We start from the raw sequence: 18,229 nt of genomic DNA on the forward strand, positions 1-18,229 counted from the left end.
AAGGCGATGCTCCGCCTGCTTGTGGCGATGCTCCGCATCGCAGCTCGGTCGCTCCTCAGTCCAGAGACCGGCGCTCCCTCGCCTGATGGCTTCGCTCCGACTTGCCTTCTCATATGTCGAGACGGCAGTATCGGCCTATGGACAACTCTAGCGGAGTCGGAGTACTCGACAAGGCCGTTCTGGTGCTCAATGCCCTCGAAGCCGGCCCGGCGTCGCTGGCGCAGCTCGTTCAGGCCACCGGATTGGCCCGCCCCACCGCGCATCGGCTCGCCGTCGCGCTCGAACACCACCGCATTGTGAGCCGTGACACACAGGGCAGGTTCGTCCTGGGTCCGCGCCTCTCGGAGTTGTCCACGGCCGCCGGCGAGGACCGGCTGCTCGCGGTGGCCTCGCCGGTGCTGATGCACCTGCGGGATCTGACGGGCGAGAGCGCGCAGCTCTATCGCCGCCAGGGTGACGAACGCGTGTGCGTGGCCGCCGCCGAACGCTCCAGCGGCCTGCGTGACACCGTGCCCGTGGGATCGGCGCTGCCCATGACGGCGGGCTCGGCGGCGCAGATCCTGCTGGCCTGGGAGGAGCCCGACCGGCTGCACCGCGGCCTGCGCGGCGCCAAGTTCACGGCCGCGACGCTCGCGTCGGTGCGACGCCGGGGCTGGGCGCACAGCGTGGGCGAGCGCGAGCAGGGCGTGGCGAGCGTTTCTGCGCCCATAAGGGGCAGCGGCGGCAAGGTCATCGCCGCGGTGTCGGTCTCGGGCCCCATTGAGCGGCTCACCCGGGCCCCCGGGCGGTTGCACGCCGTGCCCGTGATGGCCGCCGCCGAGCGGATCACCGAATCGATGCGCCGCACGTCATGATCAGCAAAAGCACGCATTTGGGGGGCCGAGTGCGCCGCTGGCGCACTAGCCTGAGTGCGTGACAGATCGCATCGAGGTAGCCGCCACTGAGCTGCGACCCCTGCTCGAAGAGTTCATCATGTGGGCACGTGTCAACGCGCCCGACAGCGACCCCGAGCTCGTCGGGCCCGCCGCCCTGTGGCACCGTCTCGCCTTCTCCAGCGACCTCGGCACGTGGAAGCGCCCTGACCTGCGCAACCTCCTGCTGGACCGCATGCCGAAGGTCGTGGAGGACCCCGACGCCGCGGCCGACGGGATGCTGCCGGCCGTGGACGCCTACCTCACCTTCCTCTCCGAGACCGGGAGGCTGACCCAGGGCTCCGACACCCTGGACGGCCTGCGGGAGGAGCTCGACGACGTCGAGGACGAGTTCGTCGAGCTCATGGAGGAGCTCCTCGACGACTCCGAGGGCGGAGACGAGGACGAGGAGGAGACCAGCGATCTGGGAGACTTCGAGCCGTTCGCCGACGAGCTCGCCGCCCTGCCCACGATCCGGCTGCGGCCCGACTCCGAGCTGGCCGCCGCCGCCCGCGAGGTGCCGCTGATCGCCAAGGCCCGCGACCTGGCCCTGTGGGTCGGCTCCGGCCGCCGCGTCGGCGAGGACACCCTGCTGTCCGACGCCGAGGTCGAGGAGGCGCTGGCCGCCGTCGGCCTGGCCAGGCCGGAGACCGACGGCTCGCTCGCCGAGGCCGTCCCCCAGCTCTGGAACGTCTGGAACCTCGCCGTCGACCTGGAGTTCCTTGAGCCGGGCGAGGGCAACACGGTGGCGGTCCAGGACGACACGTCGGAGTGGCCGTTCGACGACGACGAGGACGTGCTCGACGCCTGGATGCTCGGCCTCCACTCGGTCGACTACGGCGACCCGGAGCTGCCCGACGACGATCTGACCATGGCCCTGTCGGGGCTCACCCGGGGCGTGCTGGTGCGGCTGCTGCTGGCCGGCGGCGCGCGCGAGCTCGACGGCCTGCGCCAGGAGCTGGCCGAGGCCGCGGCCGACCTGGACGAGCTGGGCTCCGACGCGTGGGAGGCGGCGGGCGACCCGCTGGCCCCGGCGATCGACTGGCTGACCGGCTACGGCATGGTCGCCCTCGACGCCGCCGAGGGCGCCGGCGGCACGCTCAGCCTGACGGCGCTCGGCACCGAGGGCGTCATCCACCTGGTGGACGACGCCGACGTCGAGATCGATGCGCGGCCCGCCATCGAGTCCATGAGCGCCCACGAGCTGCTCGCCCTCAGCGCCGAGCTGCCCGAGGAGGAGGCCGACGCCGAGTTCGCCGCGTGGATGCGGCTGCGCGAGCCGGCCAAGGCGGCCGAGGAGCTGCTCGACGCGGCGGCCGAGGACGAGAGCGACGCGCTCATCCGGGTCCAGGCCGCCAGCGTCGTGGGCACGCTCGGCGAGGCCGCGATCCCGGCCTGGGAGGCCGCGCTCAAGGAGCCGTCGCTGCGGCCGTACGCGGCCACGCACCTGAGCCAGCTGGAGATCGAGGGGGCGCCCGAGCCGACCGAGGACGACACCCACTGGCTGATCCTGGACATGTGGACCATCTCCGCCGGGCTCGGCCGGTCGGAGTTCGTCAGCAGCCTGCGCGACATCGGGCCGGAGCTGCTGAACAACCTCCTGGAAGTGATCTGGAAGATCCCGCACTCCCACGTGGAGGAGCTGCTGGACCTGATCTCCCAGGTGCATCCGGACAAGCAGGTCGCCAAGGCGGCCCGGCGGGCGCTGTTCAAGGCCCGCTCCAACGCCTCCTAGCCGCCGTGCCCGGGACCGCTGCCTGCGGTCCCGGGCCACAGTGCTCATCCGTCCGCGCGGCTGTCGGTCGAGGACACGCCTCCAGAACGGCCCGCCGCTCGCCATGGCCCCTCACCGGAACCGTGGCCGGCTGCAGGCAACTGCCCGACGCGAAAACGCCCCGGCGCTGAGGCGCTCGGGGCGTGAACGAGAAAGAACGTAGTCCCGACCGGATTCGAACCGGCGCTACCGCCTTGAGAGGGCGGCGTCCTGGGCCACTAGACGACGGGACCTTCGCTGACTTGTGTGACTGTGGTAGTCCCGACCGGATTCGAACCGGCGCTACCGCCTTGAGAGGGCGGCGTCCTGGGCCACTAGACGACGGGACCGTGTCCCACAAGTGATCCGCCGGGCTGCCCCGGCGACGGACGTAACTCTACCGCACCCCGGAGACCACAACCAAACCGCGATCACGCGCCGGTAGATCGCGGCATGGGTCCCGGTCCGCGCCCGCCCCCGGCCGCCGGCGCCGGTCGCCCAGCAGTCCGCGGCGGTACGCCTCCGCCACGGCTTCGCGGCCGGTCGCTCCCCCGGCTACCAGCCGCAGCACCTCCAGCTCCCGGGGGTTCAGCGTGCCACGGGCGGGCCTGCGAACCCGCTCGGGCAGGCGGCCCACGGCGGCGGGCGCGAGGACCGTCTCGCCCCGGTGGGCGGCGCGGACGGCTCGTCCCTGCTCCCCCGCCGGGGCGTCCTTCCGCGGGCAGCCGCGTCGAGCGGCCCGATCAGCGCGACGAGGTCCCGGGCGACCGTGTCGTGGATCTCACCGGCCATCCGCTGCCGCTCGTCGAGCATGCCGGCGTGCCGGGCTGCGAAGGAGGCGGGCGTGCGGGTCGGCGTTCTCGGCCATGGCGGCACGCAGCTCGCCGATCAGCCGGCGATCGCTGCCCATGCGCCCACCGCGGCGGCGTGCCGGCGGATCGCCGAGATCCTCGGCAGTCTGGTGAAATGAAAAACGGACGCCTCGGTTTCCGAGACATCCGCTGCTCACTGCTGGGGTACCAGGACTCGAACCTAGACTAACTGAACCAGAATCAGTCGTGCTGCCAATTACACCATACCCCACCGCTCCGAGCCCCGGGGGGCGCGTTCGGCGACGTCCGAAAGAATAGCCCAGCTTGGGGCCAGTGCCAAAACGATTCCCCCGGAACACCCGGCGGGCTTCTCCCCGTGCCAAGCTGAGGGGGACAAAACACCACGTGAGGAGCCCGAGCGTTGGCCGAGAACCCCTTGTTCGCCCCCAGTCCCCTGCCGTACCAACTGCCGCCTTTCGCCGACATCCGCGAGGAGCACTACCCGCCCGCGTTCGAGCGCGGGATGGCGGAGCAGCTGGCCGAGGTCGACGCGATCGCGGGAAGCGAGGAGCCGCCGACGTTCGACAACACGATCGCCGCGCTCGAACGCTCCGGCCGGCTGCTCGACCGCACCGCCACCGCGTTCTTCTCGGTCGCCGCGTCCGCCTCGACCGACGGGATCATGGAGATCGAGAAGCGGATCTCTCCCGAGCTGGCCAAACACAGCGACGCCATCCGCCTCAACCGCGCCCTGTGGGCCCGCGTCAAGCAGGTCACCACCGAGGACCCCGAGGAGGCGTGGCTGCTGGAGAAGTACCGCGAGGACTTCGTCCGGGCCGGCGCCGACCTGTCCGAGACCGAGCAGGAGCGGCTCAGGGAGCTCAACGAGGAGCTGTCGCGGCTGTCCACCGAGTTCGCCCAGAACCTCATGCGCGCCTCCACCGAGTCCGCGCTCGTGGTGGAGGACCCCAAGGAGCTCGACGGGTTCGACGAGGACCGGATCGCGTCGCTGAAGCGCGAGGGCACGTACGTGCTGCCGCTGCTGAACTTCACCAACCAGCCCGGCCTGGCCCAGCTCACCGACCGCGACGTGCGCCGGCGGCTCTACACGCTGAGCGTGGAGCGGGCGCCGGCGAACTTCGGCCTGGCGATCCGCACGGCGACGCTGCGCGCCGAGCGGGCCCGGCTGCTCGGCTATCCGAGCCACGCCGCGTACAAGGTGGCCGACCAGACGGCCAAGACCGTCGAGGCGGTCGAGGAGATGCTGGGCCAGCTCGTCGGCCCGGCCGTGCGCAACGCCCGCAAGGAGGCGGAGGCGCTGGCCGAGCAGGCCGGCTTCGAGATCGAGCCGTGGGACTGGTCGTTCTACGCCGAGAAGGTGCGCCGGGCCCGCTACGACCTCGACGCGAGCGCGATGCGGCCGTACTTCGAGCTGGACCGCGTCTTCCGCGACGGCGTCTTCTTCGCGGCCACCCGTCTGTACGGCATCACGTTCACGCCGCGGCCGGACCTGCGCGGCTACCACGAGGATGTGCGCGTCTTCGAGGTGTTCAACGAGGACGGCGGCGCCCTCGGCCTGTTCGCGCTCGACCCGTACGCCCGGCAGGGCAAGCGGGGCGGCGCCTGGATGAACAACCTGGTCAACCAGTCGCTGCTGTTCGGCGAGAAGCCGGTGGTGCTCAACAACCTCAACCTCACCAAGCCCGCCTCCGGGCCGACCCTGCTCACCTACGACGAGGTGAACACGGCCTTCCACGAGTTCGGGCACGCGCTGCACGGGCTGTTCTCGGAGGTGCGCTTCCCGCGGGTCTCCGGGACGAGCGTGCCGCGTGACTTCGTCGAGTACCCGTCGCAGGTCAACGAGATGTGGGGCACCTGGCCCGAGGTGCTGGCCAACTACGCCCGCCACCACGAGACGGGCGAGCCGATGCCGGCCGAGCTCGTGGCGAAGATGAAGGCGGCCGAGCAGTTCAACCAGGGCTTCATGACGGTCGAGTACCTCGCCGCCACCCTGCTCGACTGGGCCTGGCACAAGCTGGAGCCCGGCCAGACGGTGGAGGACGCCGAGGCGTTCGAGCAGGCGGCCCTGGAGGCGGCCCAGATCGCCTTCCCGCCGGTCCGGCCGCGTTACCGGACCAACTACTTCGCGCACATCTTCTCGGGCGGCTACAGCGCCGGGTACTACTCCTACATCTGGAGCGAGGTGCTCGACGCGGAGAGCGTCGAGTGGTTCAAGGAGAACGGCGGGCTCAGGCGCGAGAACGGCGACCACTTCCGGCGCACGCTGCTGTCGAGGGGCGGCGCCACGGACCCGCTGACGGCCTTCCGCGAGTTCCGCGGGCGCGAGGCGTCCATCGAGCCGCTGCTGAAGCGCCGCGGCCTCGTCTGACCGGGCCACTCGGCCGAGGATCGCGGGGGACTGCCAGGACGGCGGCCCCCGCGCCCCCGGCGGTGCGGCTCACGGTCAGCCGACGTTGGTGATGGGCAGCAGGTCCCGCTCGGCGAAGACCTTCTTGGCCACGAGCGTGGCGTTGATCGCGCGTGGCATGCCGCAGTAGACGGCCGAGTGCAGCAGTGCCTCCGAGATCTCCGAGGGCGTCAGGCCGACGTTCAGCGCGGCGTTGACGTGCACCTCCAGCTCGATCTCGCAACCGCCCAGCGCGGTCAGCACGCCGAGCGTGACGAGTTGACGGTCGCGGGGCGGCAGCTCAGGCCGGGCGTACATGTCGCCGAAGGCCCACGCGACGACCTGGTGACCGAGTTCGGGTGAGATGTCGGCGAGCGAGTTCACGATGCGCTGCCCGGCCTCGCCGTCGACCTGCTCCAGCACCGTCATGCCGTGCTCGTAACACTCCTGGCGGTTCATTGGCTTCTCCCGGTTTTTGTCCGTTTCAACTGGTTCCATCCTTGCCCTCGCCGGACCGAGGTCTGCCTGAGCGCGCGTCTTTCCTATACTTGCCATGCTCGGGAGGTATGGCATGGAGTTGCGGCTGCTCACGTACGTGGTCACGATCGCCGAGGAGGGCAGCCTCAGCGGCGCGGCCAGGCGCCTGCACCTGACGCAGCCGACCCTGAGCCGCCAGCTCCGCGAGCTGGAACGGCAGGTGGGCGGCGCGCTGTTCACCCGTACCGGCCGCGGGCTGAGCCCGACCCCCGCCGGTGAGGCCCTCGTGCGGCGGGCGCGTACCGTCCTGGCCGAGGCGCGGGCGGCACTGGACGAGGCCCGCCTGGCAGGTCAGGGGCTGTCGGGACGGTTCACGATCACGTTCGCGGGTTCGGGCATCAACGGGCCGCTCGGCGCGGCCCTGGGACGGCTGCGCCGCGAGCTGCCCCGGGTGGATCTGCGGCTGCGGGAGAGCTTCAACGACACCGAGATGTCAGCGGCTGTGCTGGACGGCCACTGCGACCTCGCGGTGCAGCGGCTCCCCGCCCGCGACGCCCGCCTGGCCACCCAGGTCTGGTGGCGGGAGCCGCTCACGCTTTTCCTGCCCGCGGGGCATCCGCTGGCGCACGGGAGCGAGCCGGCCCCGCTGTCCGCACTTGGCCAGGTCCCGCTGGTGCTGTGGCCGCGCGAGGTCTCGCCCCGTTCGCACGACGAGATCGTCGCCCTGTGCCACCACGCCGGTGTGGTGCCGCGGATCGGCGCGGAGGGCCACAGCGTCCAGACCCTGCTGGCGCTGGTCGCGGCCGGGTTCGGCGCGGCCGTGCTGGCCGACTCTCACCGGACGTTGCGCCGCGTCGGGGTGACCCCGCGCCCGCTGGCCGGCACCTCGACCGTGCTGCACCTGGTGTGGCGGGCCGACGACACCGGGCCGCTGCTCCAGCGGGTCCTCGCCGTCCTCACCGAGCTGCGGGCCGGCTGACGCTCAGCCCGTGTCGGCGGGCGGCTCCGCGAGCCGCTCGCGGAGCCATTCCTTCTCCGCCCAGCTGATCGCCCGCGCGACCAGCAGCATCCCCCGCCGGTACGGGTCCGCCTCCTCCTCCGCGCGCACCGGCCGGCCGCCCTCGTAGAAGAAGCTGGCCGGGGCCTCCAGGAAGGCGAGGCGGCGGCGGAGCACGGCGGCGCGGTCGGCCGGGTCCGGCAGGGCCGACAGGAACGTCAGCAGGACGAAGAACCGCGCCTGGTCGCTGATCTGGAGGTCCGAGGGGGCCCGGAGGCGGGCCAGCAGCTCCTCACGGCCCGCCGGGGTGAGGGTGAGCACCTGCCGGCGCGCGGCCGCCGCGCCCGCCTCCTCGTGCCGCTCGACGAGGCCCGCCGCTTCGAGCCGTGAGATGGCCGGGTAGAGGGCGCCGTCGCTGACCGGGCGCAGGTGGCCGGAGAGCGCCGCGAGGCGGGTCTTGAGCTCGTAGCCGTGCATCGGCCGTTCGTTCAGGAAGCCCAGGATCGTCAGGGCGAGGTCTCCTCCGCTTGCCATGGGCCGCATCGTACCGTTATACCTCTAAACGAGATACAACGAATCGAGGTAGACGATGATCCGGCTGGCGGTTCCCGTGTACGTGGAGCTGGTGACGGCGGTCGTGGCGGTGGGGCTGATCGACCTGCTCTGGGTCTCCGGCCTCGGCGAGGGGGCGATCGCGGCCGTGACCGTGGGCACCACCGTCGAGTACCTGGCCTACGGGCTGTTCCTGGCGGTCCCCACGGGCGTCACGGTGCTGGTCGGCCGGCGCGACGGGCGCGCGCCCATCGCGCCGGTGGTCCGGGCCGGCTGGGCGCTGTGGGCGGTCCTGTCGGCCGCGATCACCGTGCCCGGCGTGCTGCTGCGCGAGCCGCTGGCGGCGCTGTTCACCGACGAGTGGCGGCTCACGGCCGGGTTCTTCCTGGTCTCGCTCGGCGGGCTGCCCGTGTTCTTCGCGCAGACCGTCGTGGACGGCATCCTCAAGGGCCGGGGGAACACCCGGCGGCCGATGCGGCACGCCATCATCTGCAACGTGCTCGTCATCGCGCTCGACCCGCTGTTCGTCTACGGACTCGGGATGGGCGTCCAGGGCGCGGCGCTGGCGACCGTGGCGGCCAGGCTGGTGACCCTGGCCTTCGCCCTCGTGACCTCGCGCCACCTCATCACGGAACCGGGACCGGGCGGGCGCGCGGCGTGGGAGGTGGTGCGGACCGGGCTGCCCATGTCCGGCGACTTCCTCGCCCGCTCGGCCGTGGGCATGGCGCTGGTGGACCTCGTGGCCGGGTTCGGGACGCGGGAGCTGGCCGGGTACGGCATCGGGCAGAAGATCATGCTGGCCGGCGTCATGGTGTTCTACGCGCTGCGGCAGGCCGCGATGATCCGCACCGCGCGCTCCGAGCCCGCCGGCTCGCCCCTCCTGCTGGGGCTGGGCGCCGGCGCGGCCGTGGCGCTCGCACTGAACGTCGTGGCGGCGCCCGTCGCCGCGCTCTTCACGGCCGACGTCGAGCCCGCCGTGGGCTTCCTGCGCTGGATGACGCTCTACCTGGTGCCCTTCGGCGGGCTCATCGCCGTGGGCGGGGTGCTCCAGGCGAGCGGCAGGGGCGGTCGGCTGCTCGCCGCCACGCTGGCCGGCTTCGCCGTGCAGGTGCCGCTGGCGTACGGGCTGAGCGCGTACGCCGGCGTCACCGGGGTGTGGCTGGCGATGGCCGCCGGGGCGGCCGTCAGCCTCGCAGGCGCGCTAGCGCCGCGCGGAGGCGATCCTGGGAGCGCTCGCGGCCGAGCACCTCGATCGACTCGAACAGCGGCAGACCGACCGTCCGGCCCGTGATCGCGACGCGGACCGGCGCCTGCGCCTTGCCGAGCTTGAGGCCGTGGGCGGCGCCGACCTCCTCCAGCGCCTCCTTCAGCGACTCGGGGTCCCAGCTCACCCCGTCCAGGCGCTCCAGGTAGCCGGTGAGGATCTCCACCGGGGCGTTCTTCATCGCCTTGTCCCACGACGCCTGGTCGAACACCGGCTCGTCGAGGAAGAGGAAGTCGACGTTCTGCCGGATCTCCGACAGCACCGCGATGCGCGTCTGGGCGAGCGCCGCGACCTTGCTGAAGGTCTCACGGTCCCAGTCGGGGTCGAGGTACGGCGAGCAGCGCTCCTCGAAGACGTGGACCGGCAGCGCCCGGATGTACTCGCCGTTGAAGGCGCGCAGCTTCTTCTCGTCGAAGAACGCGCTGGAGCTGTTGACGTCCGTCAGCCGGAACAGCGGCACCATCTCCGACCACGGCATGATCTCCCGGTCGTCGCCGGGGCCCCAGCCGAGCAGCATGAGGTAGTTGACCATGGCCTCGGCCAGGTAGCCCTCCTCGCGGTAGTCCTCCAGCGCCACCTTGTCGCGCCGCTTGGACAGCTTCTTGCGCTGCTCGTTGACGATGACCGGCAGGTGCGCCCACACGGGCGGCGTCGCGCCGAGCGCGGGCCACAGGAGCTCCTGCTTGGCCGCGTTGCCCAGGTGCTCCTCGCCGCGCACCACATGGGTGATGGCCTGGGTGATGTCGTCGACCGCGTTGGCCAGCACGTAGAGGGGCGAGCCGTCGGTGCGGGCGATGACGAAGTCCTCCTGGGCGTCGTTGGGGAACTCCACCCGCCCCCGGATCACGTCGTCGACCACGGTGACGCCCTCGTCGGGGGTGCGGAAGCGGACCGCGCCCTCGCTCAGCCCGCGTTCGCGGCAGTGGCCGTCGTAGCCGCGGTGCTCGGAGCCGGTGCGGGCGACGAGCTGCTCGCGGGTGCAGTCGCAGTAGTACGCCTTGCCGTCGGCCAGCAGCTTGGCCACGGCCTCGCGGTGCTGCGGCTCGTACGCCGACTGGAAGTAGGGGCCCTCGAACGCCGGGTTGGTGCCGTTGATGCCGATCCAGTCGAGCGCCGAGATGATGCCCTCGGTCCACTCGGGCCGGTTGCGGGTGGCGTCGGTGTCCTCGACGCGCAGCACGAACCGGCCGCCCGCGTGCTCGGCCAGCGCCCAGTTGAACAGCGCCGTGCGGGCGCCGCCCACGTGGAACATGCCGGTGGGGGACGGGGCGAACCGCACCCGGAGATCAGTCACGAGCGACCACCTTGTTCGTCAGAGTGCCGATGCCTTCGATGCCGACGCTGACCTCGTCGCCGATCTCGACCGGGCCGACCCCGGCCGGGGTGCCGGTCAGGATGACGTCGCCGGGGATCAGGGTCATGACCGCGCTGACGTAGGCGACGAGCGCGGGAATGTCGTGGATGAGCTGGCTGGTGCGGCCGCTCTGCCGCACCTCGCCGTTGACCGTCGTGGTGAGCGCGAGGTCGCTCGGGTCGAGGTCGGTGCGGATCCACGGGCCCAGCGGGCAGAACGTGTCGAAGCCCTTGGCGCGGGTGAACTGCACGTCGCGCTTCTGCAGGTCGCGGGCCGTCACGTCGTTGGCGCAGGTGTAGCCGAAGATGACGTCCTTGACCCGCTCGACCGGCACCTCGCGGCACAGCCGGCCGATCACCACGGCCAGCTCGCCCTCGAAGTCGACCCGGTGGGACAGCGAGGTGGGGTAGGCGACGGCCTCGCCGTGGCCGATGACGGAGGTGGACGGCTTCATGAAGATCAGCGGCTCGTCCGGCACCTCGTTGCCCATCTCGCGGGCGTGCTCGGCGTAGTTGCGGCCGATGGCCACCACCTTGCTCGGAAGCATGGGGGCGAGCAGCTTCACCTGGCTGAGCGGGAACCTCTCGCCGGTGAACTGGACCTCGCCGAACGGGTGGCCGGAGATGGCGGAGACGAACTCCTCGCCCGGGCCGCCCTCTACCACGCCGAACGTGACGCCTTCGCCTGTGGAGAACCTCGCTATACGCACCCGACAAGGCTATCGTCGCCGCCGAGCCGGTCCGTCCCCCGGTGGGGGCGCGGGTTAGCCTGGCAACGGCACCGGCTCGCGACGGGGCGGCCGGTGCGGTGAGACTGCCGCGAGAGGGGTCGCGTTGTCCGTCGTGAAGATCAATGTGCTGAACGTTCCCGCTGAGATGCGGGAAGAGCTGGAGCGCCGGTTCTCCAACCGGGCGGGGATGGTGGAGTCCTCCGACGGGTTCGAGTGGTTCGAGCTGCTGCGCCCGGTGGAGGGGACCGACCGGTACCTCGTCTACACGCGCTGGCGCAGCGAGGAGGACTTCCAGGCCTGGCAGAAGGGGCAGGCGTTCCAGCGCGGCCACGCCCAGGCCGCCGCCGAGGCCGGACAGCAGGGCGGTGACCAGAACCAGGGGGCCGGTCAGGGGCACGGCCACGGGCATGGTCCGGCGGCGTCCGGCTCGGAGCTGTGGTCGTTCGAGGTCGTCCAGACCGCCGGCCCGAAGTAGGAGAGCGCGGGGTCAGGAGTCGAGCGGGTTGCGGGCGATCCGCTCGGCGATCCCCGACCGGACGAACCCGCCCGCCAGGCTGGACGGCTTGCGCTCGCCCTGCTCGGTGACGCAGGCGGCGAACTCCTTCGCGATGTCCAGCCGCGGGTAGCGGCCGAGGACCTCCTCCCGCAGGTCGGGCGGGATCTCGTCGGTGCGCCGGCCGGAGATGTCCATGCCGGTGGACAGCTCCAGCAGGTGTCCCTCGGGGTCGTCCGCGAGGGGCACCTCGTCCCACATGTGCCGGACGATCACCTCCAGGGCGCGTTGCCTGCGCTCGCGCGACCAGCCGGCGCCCGCGCAGAAGGCCCATGCGACGTGCCCGCCCGCCTCCTCGAACGGCACGGTGTGGCTGTCGAACTCCGCGGTCAGGCCGAGGTCGTGGAGCATGGCCGAGACGTAGAGCAGCTCCGCGTCGAAGGCGATGCCGTGCTTCCTGGCGTGGGCGGCGGCCCACAGGTAGGCCCGGACCGAGTGGTTGAGCAGCGAGGGCGAGTGGTACCTGGTCGCCACCTCCAGCGCGCCGCGGCAGGCGGCGGTGTCGGGGATCACCAGATCGTTCAGCTTCATGAGGCCATCATGGCTCAGCCGGCCCGCCCGGCCGGCTGAGCGGGCCGCCGGCGGGTCGCCGCGTCGTCCCCGAGAGAGGGCGACGGCGTACGGCGGGCGACGGCCAGGCCCGCCGCGAGGCAGGCGAGGGGTACGGCGGGCAGCACGTACCGGTGGTCGAAGGCGGCGATCAGCACGGGCAGCAGGAGCAGCGTCACGGAGGCCGCCCACGGCAGCAGCACCGCGCCGCCCAGCGACCGCCACCTGAGCGCCACCCCGGCCAGGCCGACGAGGAGCAGCGCGCCGAGGAACGGCCCGCGCAGGAAGCCCTGGCTCTGGTAGCCGCGGATCCAGCCCGCGTACGGCTCGACGACCGCCGTCTGGCCGGAGGCGCCCTGGTAGTCGGTGGTGATCTCGGCGGCGGTGCGGTCCTTGGAGGCGGGCACGTCCTTGAACGGCGGGATCCGCTCGGGGAAGGAGTAGGCGCTCTGCTCCCCGTCCACCGGGTACACCCAGCGCTCCCAGCTGAAGACGTGGGCCGCGTCGGCGAGCCCGGCGGCGAGGAAGTCGAGCGGCTGGGCGAGGATCGCCTGCCGGGCGAAGCGGCCCGCGGCCTCGTCGCGCGCGGCGTTGCCGCCCTTGATCGTGTTGATCGGCGAGTCGGCGTCCCAGATGTACTCGGGCGGCTGCCTGCGCTGCCCGAGCGGCTCTTTCGGGCAGAGGCGCGGCAGGTCCGGCTGGATACGCGCGCAGTCGGCGAAGGTGAGCGTGCGCGCCCACAGGAACGTGTTGCCGCGGCTCAGCTGGTACGTGCCGTGGACGGAGGCGAACCACGAGGCGTAGCCGGCGAGCGGGATCGCGGCGGCCACGGCGAGCGCGGCGACCGAGCGCCAGCCGGCGCGGCGCAGCAGCAGCGCGACGGCGACGACGGCGATCAGCGGCAGCCCGATGGTCCGCGTGACCGTGGCGGCGGCCAACAGGACCCCGGCCGCGGCGGCCGCGGCCACCGTGGGACGGGGCCGCCACAGGAGCAGCGCGACGGCCGCCATGACGAGGAACACGAACAGCAGATCCGCCATGATCATGTGTTCGAGCTGGATCTGGTACGCGTCCAGGAGGACCGGCAGGGCGAACAGGGCGGCGGCCCAGCCGGGCAGGCGGCGGCGCAGCAGCGCGTACACGAGGACGCCGATGCCGAGCCCCAGCAGGTGCTGCACGACCACGACCGCCTCGACGCTCGCCAGCGGGCGCAGCGCCCACAGGAAGAACGAGTAGCCGGAGGTGCGCGACTCCAGCGGGCGCAGGTCGAGCGCGGCGTTGAGATAGGCGAAGGAGTCCGCCCAGAACCAGATCGCCGGCCGGTAGCCGAGCAGGGCCAGGCCGCGCAGCACGACCCCGGCGGCGAGGACGAGGAGCAGCGGCCAGTGCCGGCGTACCAACGACATCATCGGCCTCCTCTGCCTCCGGACGAGCAAACAGGATACAAAGGACGAACAACTATCGGGCCGCTAACGATCTGACACCTGGCAAGCCACCCGACTTGACCGGTTGATCGCGATTCGGACAGCATGTTCCGCCCCCATCTTCACGGCCCGGAAGGAAACCGGCGTGCGCCGCCTCGCGATCCCCCTTGCCTCCCTGCTCCTTCTCTGCGGGTTGGCGGGCTCGGCGCGGGCCGACACCCCCGCCACCGGGCCGGAGAAGGTGAAGCGCACCGCCCAGTGCCAGGGCGACTGGCTGCCCGCCACGCCCACGGCCGACGAGGTCATGCGGGGCGAGATCTCCCTCGTCGGCCTGCCGCCGTACAAGCTCGGCAGCAGGATCAACTGGGCGGCGAGCCCGTACAGGAACCGCTCCTGGGAGTTCGTCTTCCAGTCGCTGCGCTGGATGGGCACGCTCGTGGTGGCCTACGAGAACAGCGGCGAGGAGCGCTACCTCGACCGGGCCAAGGAGATCACCAAGGACTGGGTGGCCCACAACCGGCGCGGCGCCCGCGGCACCGCGTCGTACGTCTGGAAGGACCACCCCGTCTCCCTGCGCTCGCAGGCGCTGGTCTGCCTGAGCATGCACGTCAAGGACGCCTGGCTGAAGGACAGCCTGGCCGACCACGCCCGGCTGCTGGCCGACCCGAGGCTCTACAAGAAGGGCCACAACCATGGGATGGACCAGGACATCGCGCTCATGGGCATCGGCTGCCGCTACGGCCGCTCCGACTGGGCGAGCCTGGCCTCCCGGCGCCTGACCGGCACCGTCAAGCTCGACGTGGACGCGCAGGGCGCGCTCATGGAGCAGGCTCCGCGCTACGCCGTCTACGTGTACGGCCGGCTCCAGGTGGCCATCGCCAACATGAAGGACTGCGGGCGCAAGGTGCCGGGCGAGATCTCCAAACGGACCGACGCCCTGAAGGACTTCATCGCCCACTCCACCATGCCCAACGGCTACATGGTGCCCCTCGGCGACGGCAGCGCCGAGACCGAGCCCCGGGTGGACACCGGAACGCCCAAGCAGGAGGTCAAGGTCTACCGCGCCGGCTACGTGTACGGCCGGACGGCGTGGAACAAGCCGGACTCCACCTTCTACTCGATCCGGTTCGGCCCCGGCCTGAAGTTCCACGGCCACGAGGACCACCTGGGCGTGACCTACTACGCGCACGGCCGCGACATCCTCATGGACGCCGGCTTCCACTCCTACGAGAAGAGCGCCTACCGCTACTGGACGCTCTCCCCCGAGGCGCACAACGTCCCGACGGTCGTCGGCAGGAGCTTCCGCCCGCGCACGGCCAGCAAGCTCACCAAGTCGGCGATCGGCGACGACCGGCAGGCGTTCCGTCTGACCGACAAGGCGTACGGCACGGCCCGCACCCGCTCGGTGCTCGTCAACCACGGCGAGGACCTGATGGCGGTGCTCGACACGGCGGCGGGCGGCGCGAAGGTGCGCAACCTGTGGAGGTTCGCCCCGTCGCTCAAGGTCGTCTCGAACCAGGGCGGCCGGGTGGTGCTGGGAGACGGCAAGTTCCGGGTCACGCTGCTCCAGCTCGACTCCTCCTGCCGCCCGGTCGGCGGGCAGACGGTCGAGCGCGGCGGGAAGCTGGGCTGGGTGTCGCCGACCTACCTGTCCAAGGAGCCGGCCGCCGTCGTCGTCTCCCCCGCCGCCGCGTCGCTGCTGACGGTCGTCGTGCCGGGCACGGACGACCCGAAGGTGTCGTGCTCGGGCGGCAAGGTCAAGGTCGAGGGCGTGTCCTTCTCGACCCGCCTGCTCTGATCACCGCCTCGCTCCACGAGCATCGGTCCGAGCTCGGGCGGACGGCTGGGGGTCGGGAGACCCCCGGACGTCTCAGCCGGTCTCGTGGCCCGCGCGGAGGAGGCTGTAGGTGACGGCCTGCTCCAGTGCCTGCCAGGAGGCGTCGATGATGTTCTCGGCGACGCCGACCGTGGCCCACTCGGCCGTGTCGTCGCTGGAGGTGATGAGCACGCGGGTGATGGCGCCCGTGCCGTGGGTGCCCTCCAGGATGCGGACCTTGTAGTCGATGAGCTCCAGCCTGGCCAGCTCCGGGTAGAGCTGCTCCAGCGCGAGCCGCACGGCCCGGTCGAGCGCGTTGACGGGGCCGTTGCCCTCGCCGGTGGCGACCATCCGCTCGCCCTTGGCGTGCAGCTTGACCGTGGCCTCGCTGACCAGGTCGCCGCCCTTGGTGCGCTCGACGATCACCCGCCACGACTCGACCTCGAAGTGGCGGCGCCGCTCCCCCTGGACGGTGTCGCGCAGCAGCAGCTCGAAGGAGGCGTCGGCCGCCTCGAACGTGAAGCCCTGCGACTCCAGGTCCTTGACCCGCTCGACCAGGGACTTCGTGTGCTCCGGGGTGAGCTCGTAGCCCAGCTCGCGGCCCTTCAGCTCGACCGAGGCGCGTCCCGCCATGTCGGAGACCAGCATCCGCATGTCGTTGCCCACCTGGGCGGGGTCGATGTGCTGGTAGAGGTTGGGGTCGACCTTGATGGCGCTGGCGTGCAGGCCGGCCTTGTGCGCGAACGCCGACGTGCCGACGTACGGGGCGTGGGAGTTGGGGGTCACGTTGGTGACCTCGGTGATGGCGTGGGCGATGCGCGTCATGTCGGCCAGCGCCTGCGGCGGTACGAGGTCGAAGCCGCGCTTGAGCTGGAGGTTGGCGACCACGGTGAACAGGTTGGCGTTGCCGGAGCGCTCGCCGTAGCCGTTGGCGCAGCCCTGCACGTGGGTGGCGCCGGCCTGGACGGCGGCCAGGGTGTTGGCGACGGCGCAGCCGGTGTCGTCGTGGCAGTGGATGCCGACGCGGGCGCCGGTCTGCGAGGCCGCGTGGACGATGTCGGCCAGCTCGTCGGGGAGCATGCCGCCGTTGGTGTCGCACAGGGCGACGACGTCGGCGCCGGCCTCGGCGGCGGTCCTGAGGACCTCCAGCGCGTAGGCGGGGTTGGACCGGTAGCCGTCGAAGAAGTGCTCGGCGTCGAGGAAGACCCTCTGGCCCTCCGCGCGAAGATGGGAGACCGTGTCGCGGATCATCGCGAGGTTCTCCTCAAGCGTCGTGCGGAGGGCCAGATCGACGTGCCGGTCGTGACTCTTGGCGACAAGGGTCACCACCGGCGCCCCGGATTCGCGCAGTGCGGCCACCAGTGGGTCGTCGGCTGCCTTCACACCGGCCCGGCGGGTCGCGCCGAACGCGGTGAGCTGCGCGTGCTTCAGGTCGAGCTCGGTCTGGGCCCGCCTGAAGAAGTCCGTGTCCTTGGGGTTGGCGCCCGGCCATCCCCCTTCGATGAAGCCGACGCCCAGCCCGTCCAGATGGCGCGCGACGGCGAGCTTGTCGGCAACGGTGAGGTTGAGCCCCTCCTGCTGTGCGCCGTCACGCAGCGTCGTGTCATAGACGTGGAAGCGGTCGTCGGCCATGGTGTCGTCTCCCTGGAAAACAAAAAGACCCCTCACGGGCGTGAGAGGTCTGCGCGCTGGCTCGGTCCCTGCGTCAGCCAGCGCGCCTGCCGATAATGAGCAGACCGTAGAACATGGTGCCTAGGAGTCTGCCATACGGACTCACCATTCGGCACATCGGTCTCACCTTATGGACACAAAGAGTCACACGGTGACGCCCGAGCCTCCGGTGATGGCCGTCTCCAGGGCCTTGGGGTCGAACGCCTCGTCACCGAGCAGCCGCCCGTCGAGCACGACCGTGGGCGTGCCCTCCAGACGGACTCTGGCGCTCTGCTTCAGGTGGTCCTCGGCGTACGTCTGGGAGGTGACGCACTGGTCCACCGACGCGCCGGCCTGGCGGGCGGCCCTGACCAGCTCCTCCAGCGTGAAGCCGGAGGCCTCGCCGTGCGGGGCGGGCTGCATGCCGTACAGCTCGTCGCGGAAGGCCAGCCAGTTGGCCTCGGGCACGCAGCGCGCCGCGGCGGCGGCCCGGATGGAGTTCGAGCGCATCGGCTCGTCCTGGAAGATCGTGATCGGGTGGTAGACGACCTTGACCTTGCGTTCGGCCGCCAGGCGCCGCATCGTGGCGTCCACCCGGCTGTGCAGGTCCTTGCAGACCGGGCAGTCGAAGTCCTCGTACAGGTCCAGCACCGGCGCCGTGGCACTGGTGTCGGCCAGCACCATGCTGCCGTCGGCCTGCCGCAGCAGCCGCACACCCGGCGACGACCCGTCGCCGCCGCTCGTCTGGAACACCACGAGCGCGGCCAGCACCGCCAAGGCGGCCAGCACGGCCGCCACCCTCTTCGTCATTCGTCCCGTCCCTCGATCCGGTCGCGGCGACCTTACCGGAATCACCTGTGAATGCCGCGAACCGGGCATCCCGGGAGGCCGCCTCACGGCGACGCGGCCCGCCGGGAGACGGGCCGCGGCGCCGCCGTTCGGGATTTCACACCGCTGTAAACCACTACCAACACAATTAA

17 protein-coding genes and 3 tRNA genes are annotated in these 18,229 nt (G+C 71.6%); 8 read left to right on the forward strand and 12 right to left on the reverse strand.

Going from position 1 to position 18,229, the window contains the following annotated elements; all coding sequences use genetic code 11:
* The first annotated feature begins 137 nt into the window (after positions 1-137).
* Both ABZS51_RS31490 and ABZS51_RS31495 read left to right on the forward strand, forming a co-directional pair.
* Entirely contained in the window at positions 138-854 is a 717-nt protein-coding gene (locus ABZS51_RS31490; RefSeq protein WP_310708783.1) for an IclR family transcriptional regulator, read from the forward strand.
* A 58-nt stretch (positions 855-912) separates the two neighbouring features.
* On the forward strand, positions 913-2,646 hold the full coding sequence (locus ABZS51_RS31495) for a hypothetical protein (RefSeq protein ID WP_355448558.1): 1,734 nt from the start codon (positions 913-915) through the stop codon (positions 2,644-2,646).
* A 199-nt stretch (positions 2,647-2,845) separates the two neighbouring features.
* On the opposite strand, the gene ABZS51_RS31500 is transcribed toward ABZS51_RS31495, so the two are convergent.
* The 3 genes from ABZS51_RS31500 to ABZS51_RS31510 form a co-directional block, all read right to left on the reverse strand.
* Positions 2,846-2,918: transfer RNA gene (locus tag ABZS51_RS31500), tRNA-Glu, on the reverse strand.
* A 20-nt stretch (positions 2,919-2,938) separates the two neighbouring features.
* Positions 2,939-3,014, reverse strand: a tRNA-Glu gene (locus tag ABZS51_RS31505).
* Between the two features lie 238 nt (positions 3,015-3,252).
* Positions 3,253-3,477 carry a histidine kinase gene (locus ABZS51_RS31510; protein ID WP_355448561.1) on the reverse strand — a complete coding sequence of 75 codons (225 nt, stop codon included), beginning with the start codon at positions 3,475-3,477 and terminating at the stop codon, positions 3,253-3,255.
* A gap of 31 nt (positions 3,478-3,508) precedes the next feature.
* Between ABZS51_RS31510 and ABZS51_RS31515 the strand changes: the two genes are divergently transcribed.
* Positions 3,509-3,634: a hypothetical protein gene (locus tag ABZS51_RS31515; RefSeq protein ID WP_355448564.1), complete on the forward strand. Its 126-nt coding sequence runs from the start codon at positions 3,509-3,511 to the stop codon at positions 3,632-3,634.
* 41 nt (positions 3,635-3,675) lie between these two features.
* Here the strand turns inward: ABZS51_RS31515 and ABZS51_RS31520 are convergent.
* Positions 3,676-3,747 (reverse strand) — tRNA-Gln (locus ABZS51_RS31520).
* A gap of 150 nt (positions 3,748-3,897) precedes the next feature.
* Between ABZS51_RS31520 and ABZS51_RS31525 the strand changes: the two genes are divergently transcribed.
* Positions 3,898-5,865 (forward strand): M3 family metallopeptidase, encoded by a 1,968-nt coding sequence (locus tag ABZS51_RS31525; protein WP_310708780.1) that lies wholly within the window; start codon positions 3,898-3,900, stop codon positions 5,863-5,865.
* A 75-nt stretch (positions 5,866-5,940) separates the two neighbouring features.
* Here the strand turns inward: ABZS51_RS31525 and ABZS51_RS31530 are convergent, their stop codons facing one another.
* On the reverse strand, positions 5,941-6,342 hold the full coding sequence (locus ABZS51_RS31530) for a carboxymuconolactone decarboxylase family protein (protein ID WP_355448567.1): 402 nt from the start codon (positions 6,340-6,342) through the stop codon (positions 5,941-5,943).
* A gap of 94 nt (positions 6,343-6,436) precedes the next feature.
* Here ABZS51_RS31530 and ABZS51_RS31535 point away from each other — a divergent pair, with 94 nt between their 5' ends.
* Positions 6,437-7,339: a LysR family transcriptional regulator gene (locus ABZS51_RS31535; protein WP_355448570.1), complete on the forward strand. Its 903-nt coding sequence runs from the start codon at positions 6,437-6,439 to the stop codon at positions 7,337-7,339.
* Between the two features lie 3 nt (positions 7,340-7,342).
* Here ABZS51_RS31535 and ABZS51_RS31540 read toward each other — a convergent pair whose 3' ends face one another.
* On the reverse strand, positions 7,343-7,891 hold the full coding sequence (locus tag ABZS51_RS31540) for a PadR family transcriptional regulator (protein ID WP_355448573.1): 549 nt from the start codon (positions 7,889-7,891) through the stop codon (positions 7,343-7,345).
* A 55-nt stretch (positions 7,892-7,946) separates the two neighbouring features.
* On the opposite strand from ABZS51_RS31540, the gene ABZS51_RS31545 reads away from it, so the two are divergent.
* Positions 7,947-9,200, forward strand: a complete 1,254-nt coding sequence (locus ABZS51_RS31545; RefSeq protein WP_355448576.1) for an MATE family efflux transporter — start codon at positions 7,947-7,949, stop codon at positions 9,198-9,200.
* Here ABZS51_RS31545 and gltX read toward each other — a convergent pair.
* Together gltX and ABZS51_RS31555 are read right to left on the reverse strand one after the other, a co-directional pair.
* The gene (gene gltX, locus ABZS51_RS31550; RefSeq protein WP_355448578.1) at positions 9,094-10,467 is read right to left on the reverse strand and encodes a glutamate--tRNA ligase; all 1,374 of its coding nucleotides are present in this window, start codon (positions 10,465-10,467) and stop codon (positions 9,094-9,096) included. The two genes, ABZS51_RS31545 and gltX, sit on opposite strands and share 107 nt — an antisense overlap.
* A complete protein-coding gene (locus tag ABZS51_RS31555) occupies positions 10,460-11,236 on the reverse strand; it encodes a fumarylacetoacetate hydrolase family protein (protein WP_310708774.1) in 777 nt (258 codons plus the stop codon). The genes gltX and ABZS51_RS31555 overlap by 8 nt, the downstream gene beginning before the upstream one ends.
* 124 nt (positions 11,237-11,360) lie before the next feature.
* On the opposite strand from ABZS51_RS31555, the gene ABZS51_RS31560 reads away from it, so the two are divergent.
* Positions 11,361-11,732 (forward strand): antibiotic biosynthesis monooxygenase, encoded by a 372-nt coding sequence (locus ABZS51_RS31560; protein ID WP_310708773.1) that lies wholly within the window; start codon positions 11,361-11,363, stop codon positions 11,730-11,732.
* A gap of 12 nt (positions 11,733-11,744) precedes the next feature.
* Here the strand turns inward: ABZS51_RS31560 and ABZS51_RS31565 are convergent, their stop codons facing one another.
* Positions 11,745-12,341 (reverse strand): HD domain-containing protein, encoded by a 597-nt coding sequence (locus ABZS51_RS31565; RefSeq protein ID WP_310708772.1) that lies wholly within the window; start codon positions 12,339-12,341, stop codon positions 11,745-11,747.
* Positions 12,342-12,355: 14 nt separating this feature from the next.
* Positions 12,356-13,765, reverse strand: coding sequence for a hypothetical protein (locus tag ABZS51_RS31570; RefSeq protein ID WP_355448582.1), 1,410 nt, complete (start codon positions 13,763-13,765; stop codon positions 12,356-12,358).
* Between the two features lie 163 nt (positions 13,766-13,928).
* Between ABZS51_RS31570 and ABZS51_RS31575 the strand changes: the two genes are divergently transcribed.
* The gene (locus ABZS51_RS31575; RefSeq protein ID WP_355448585.1) at positions 13,929-15,581 is read left to right on the forward strand and encodes a heparinase II/III family protein; all 1,653 of its coding nucleotides are present in this window, start codon (positions 13,929-13,931) and stop codon (positions 15,579-15,581) included.
* Positions 15,582-15,653: 72 nt separating this feature from the next.
* Here the strand turns inward: ABZS51_RS31575 and cimA are convergent, their stop codons facing one another.
* Positions 15,654-17,231, reverse strand: a complete 1,578-nt coding sequence (gene cimA / locus ABZS51_RS31580) for a citramalate synthase (protein WP_355448588.1) — start codon at positions 17,229-17,231, stop codon at positions 15,654-15,656.
* A 183-nt stretch (positions 17,232-17,414) separates the two neighbouring features.
* Entirely contained in the window at positions 17,415-18,059 is a 645-nt protein-coding gene (locus ABZS51_RS31585) for a thioredoxin domain-containing protein (protein WP_355448590.1), read from the reverse strand.
* Positions 18,060-18,229 lie beyond the last annotated feature (170 nt).

It is taken from the genome of Nonomuraea sp. NPDC005501, from assembly GCF_040605905.1.
In the GTDB taxonomy this organism is placed as follows: domain Bacteria; phylum Actinomycetota; class Actinomycetes; order Streptosporangiales; family Streptosporangiaceae; genus Nonomuraea.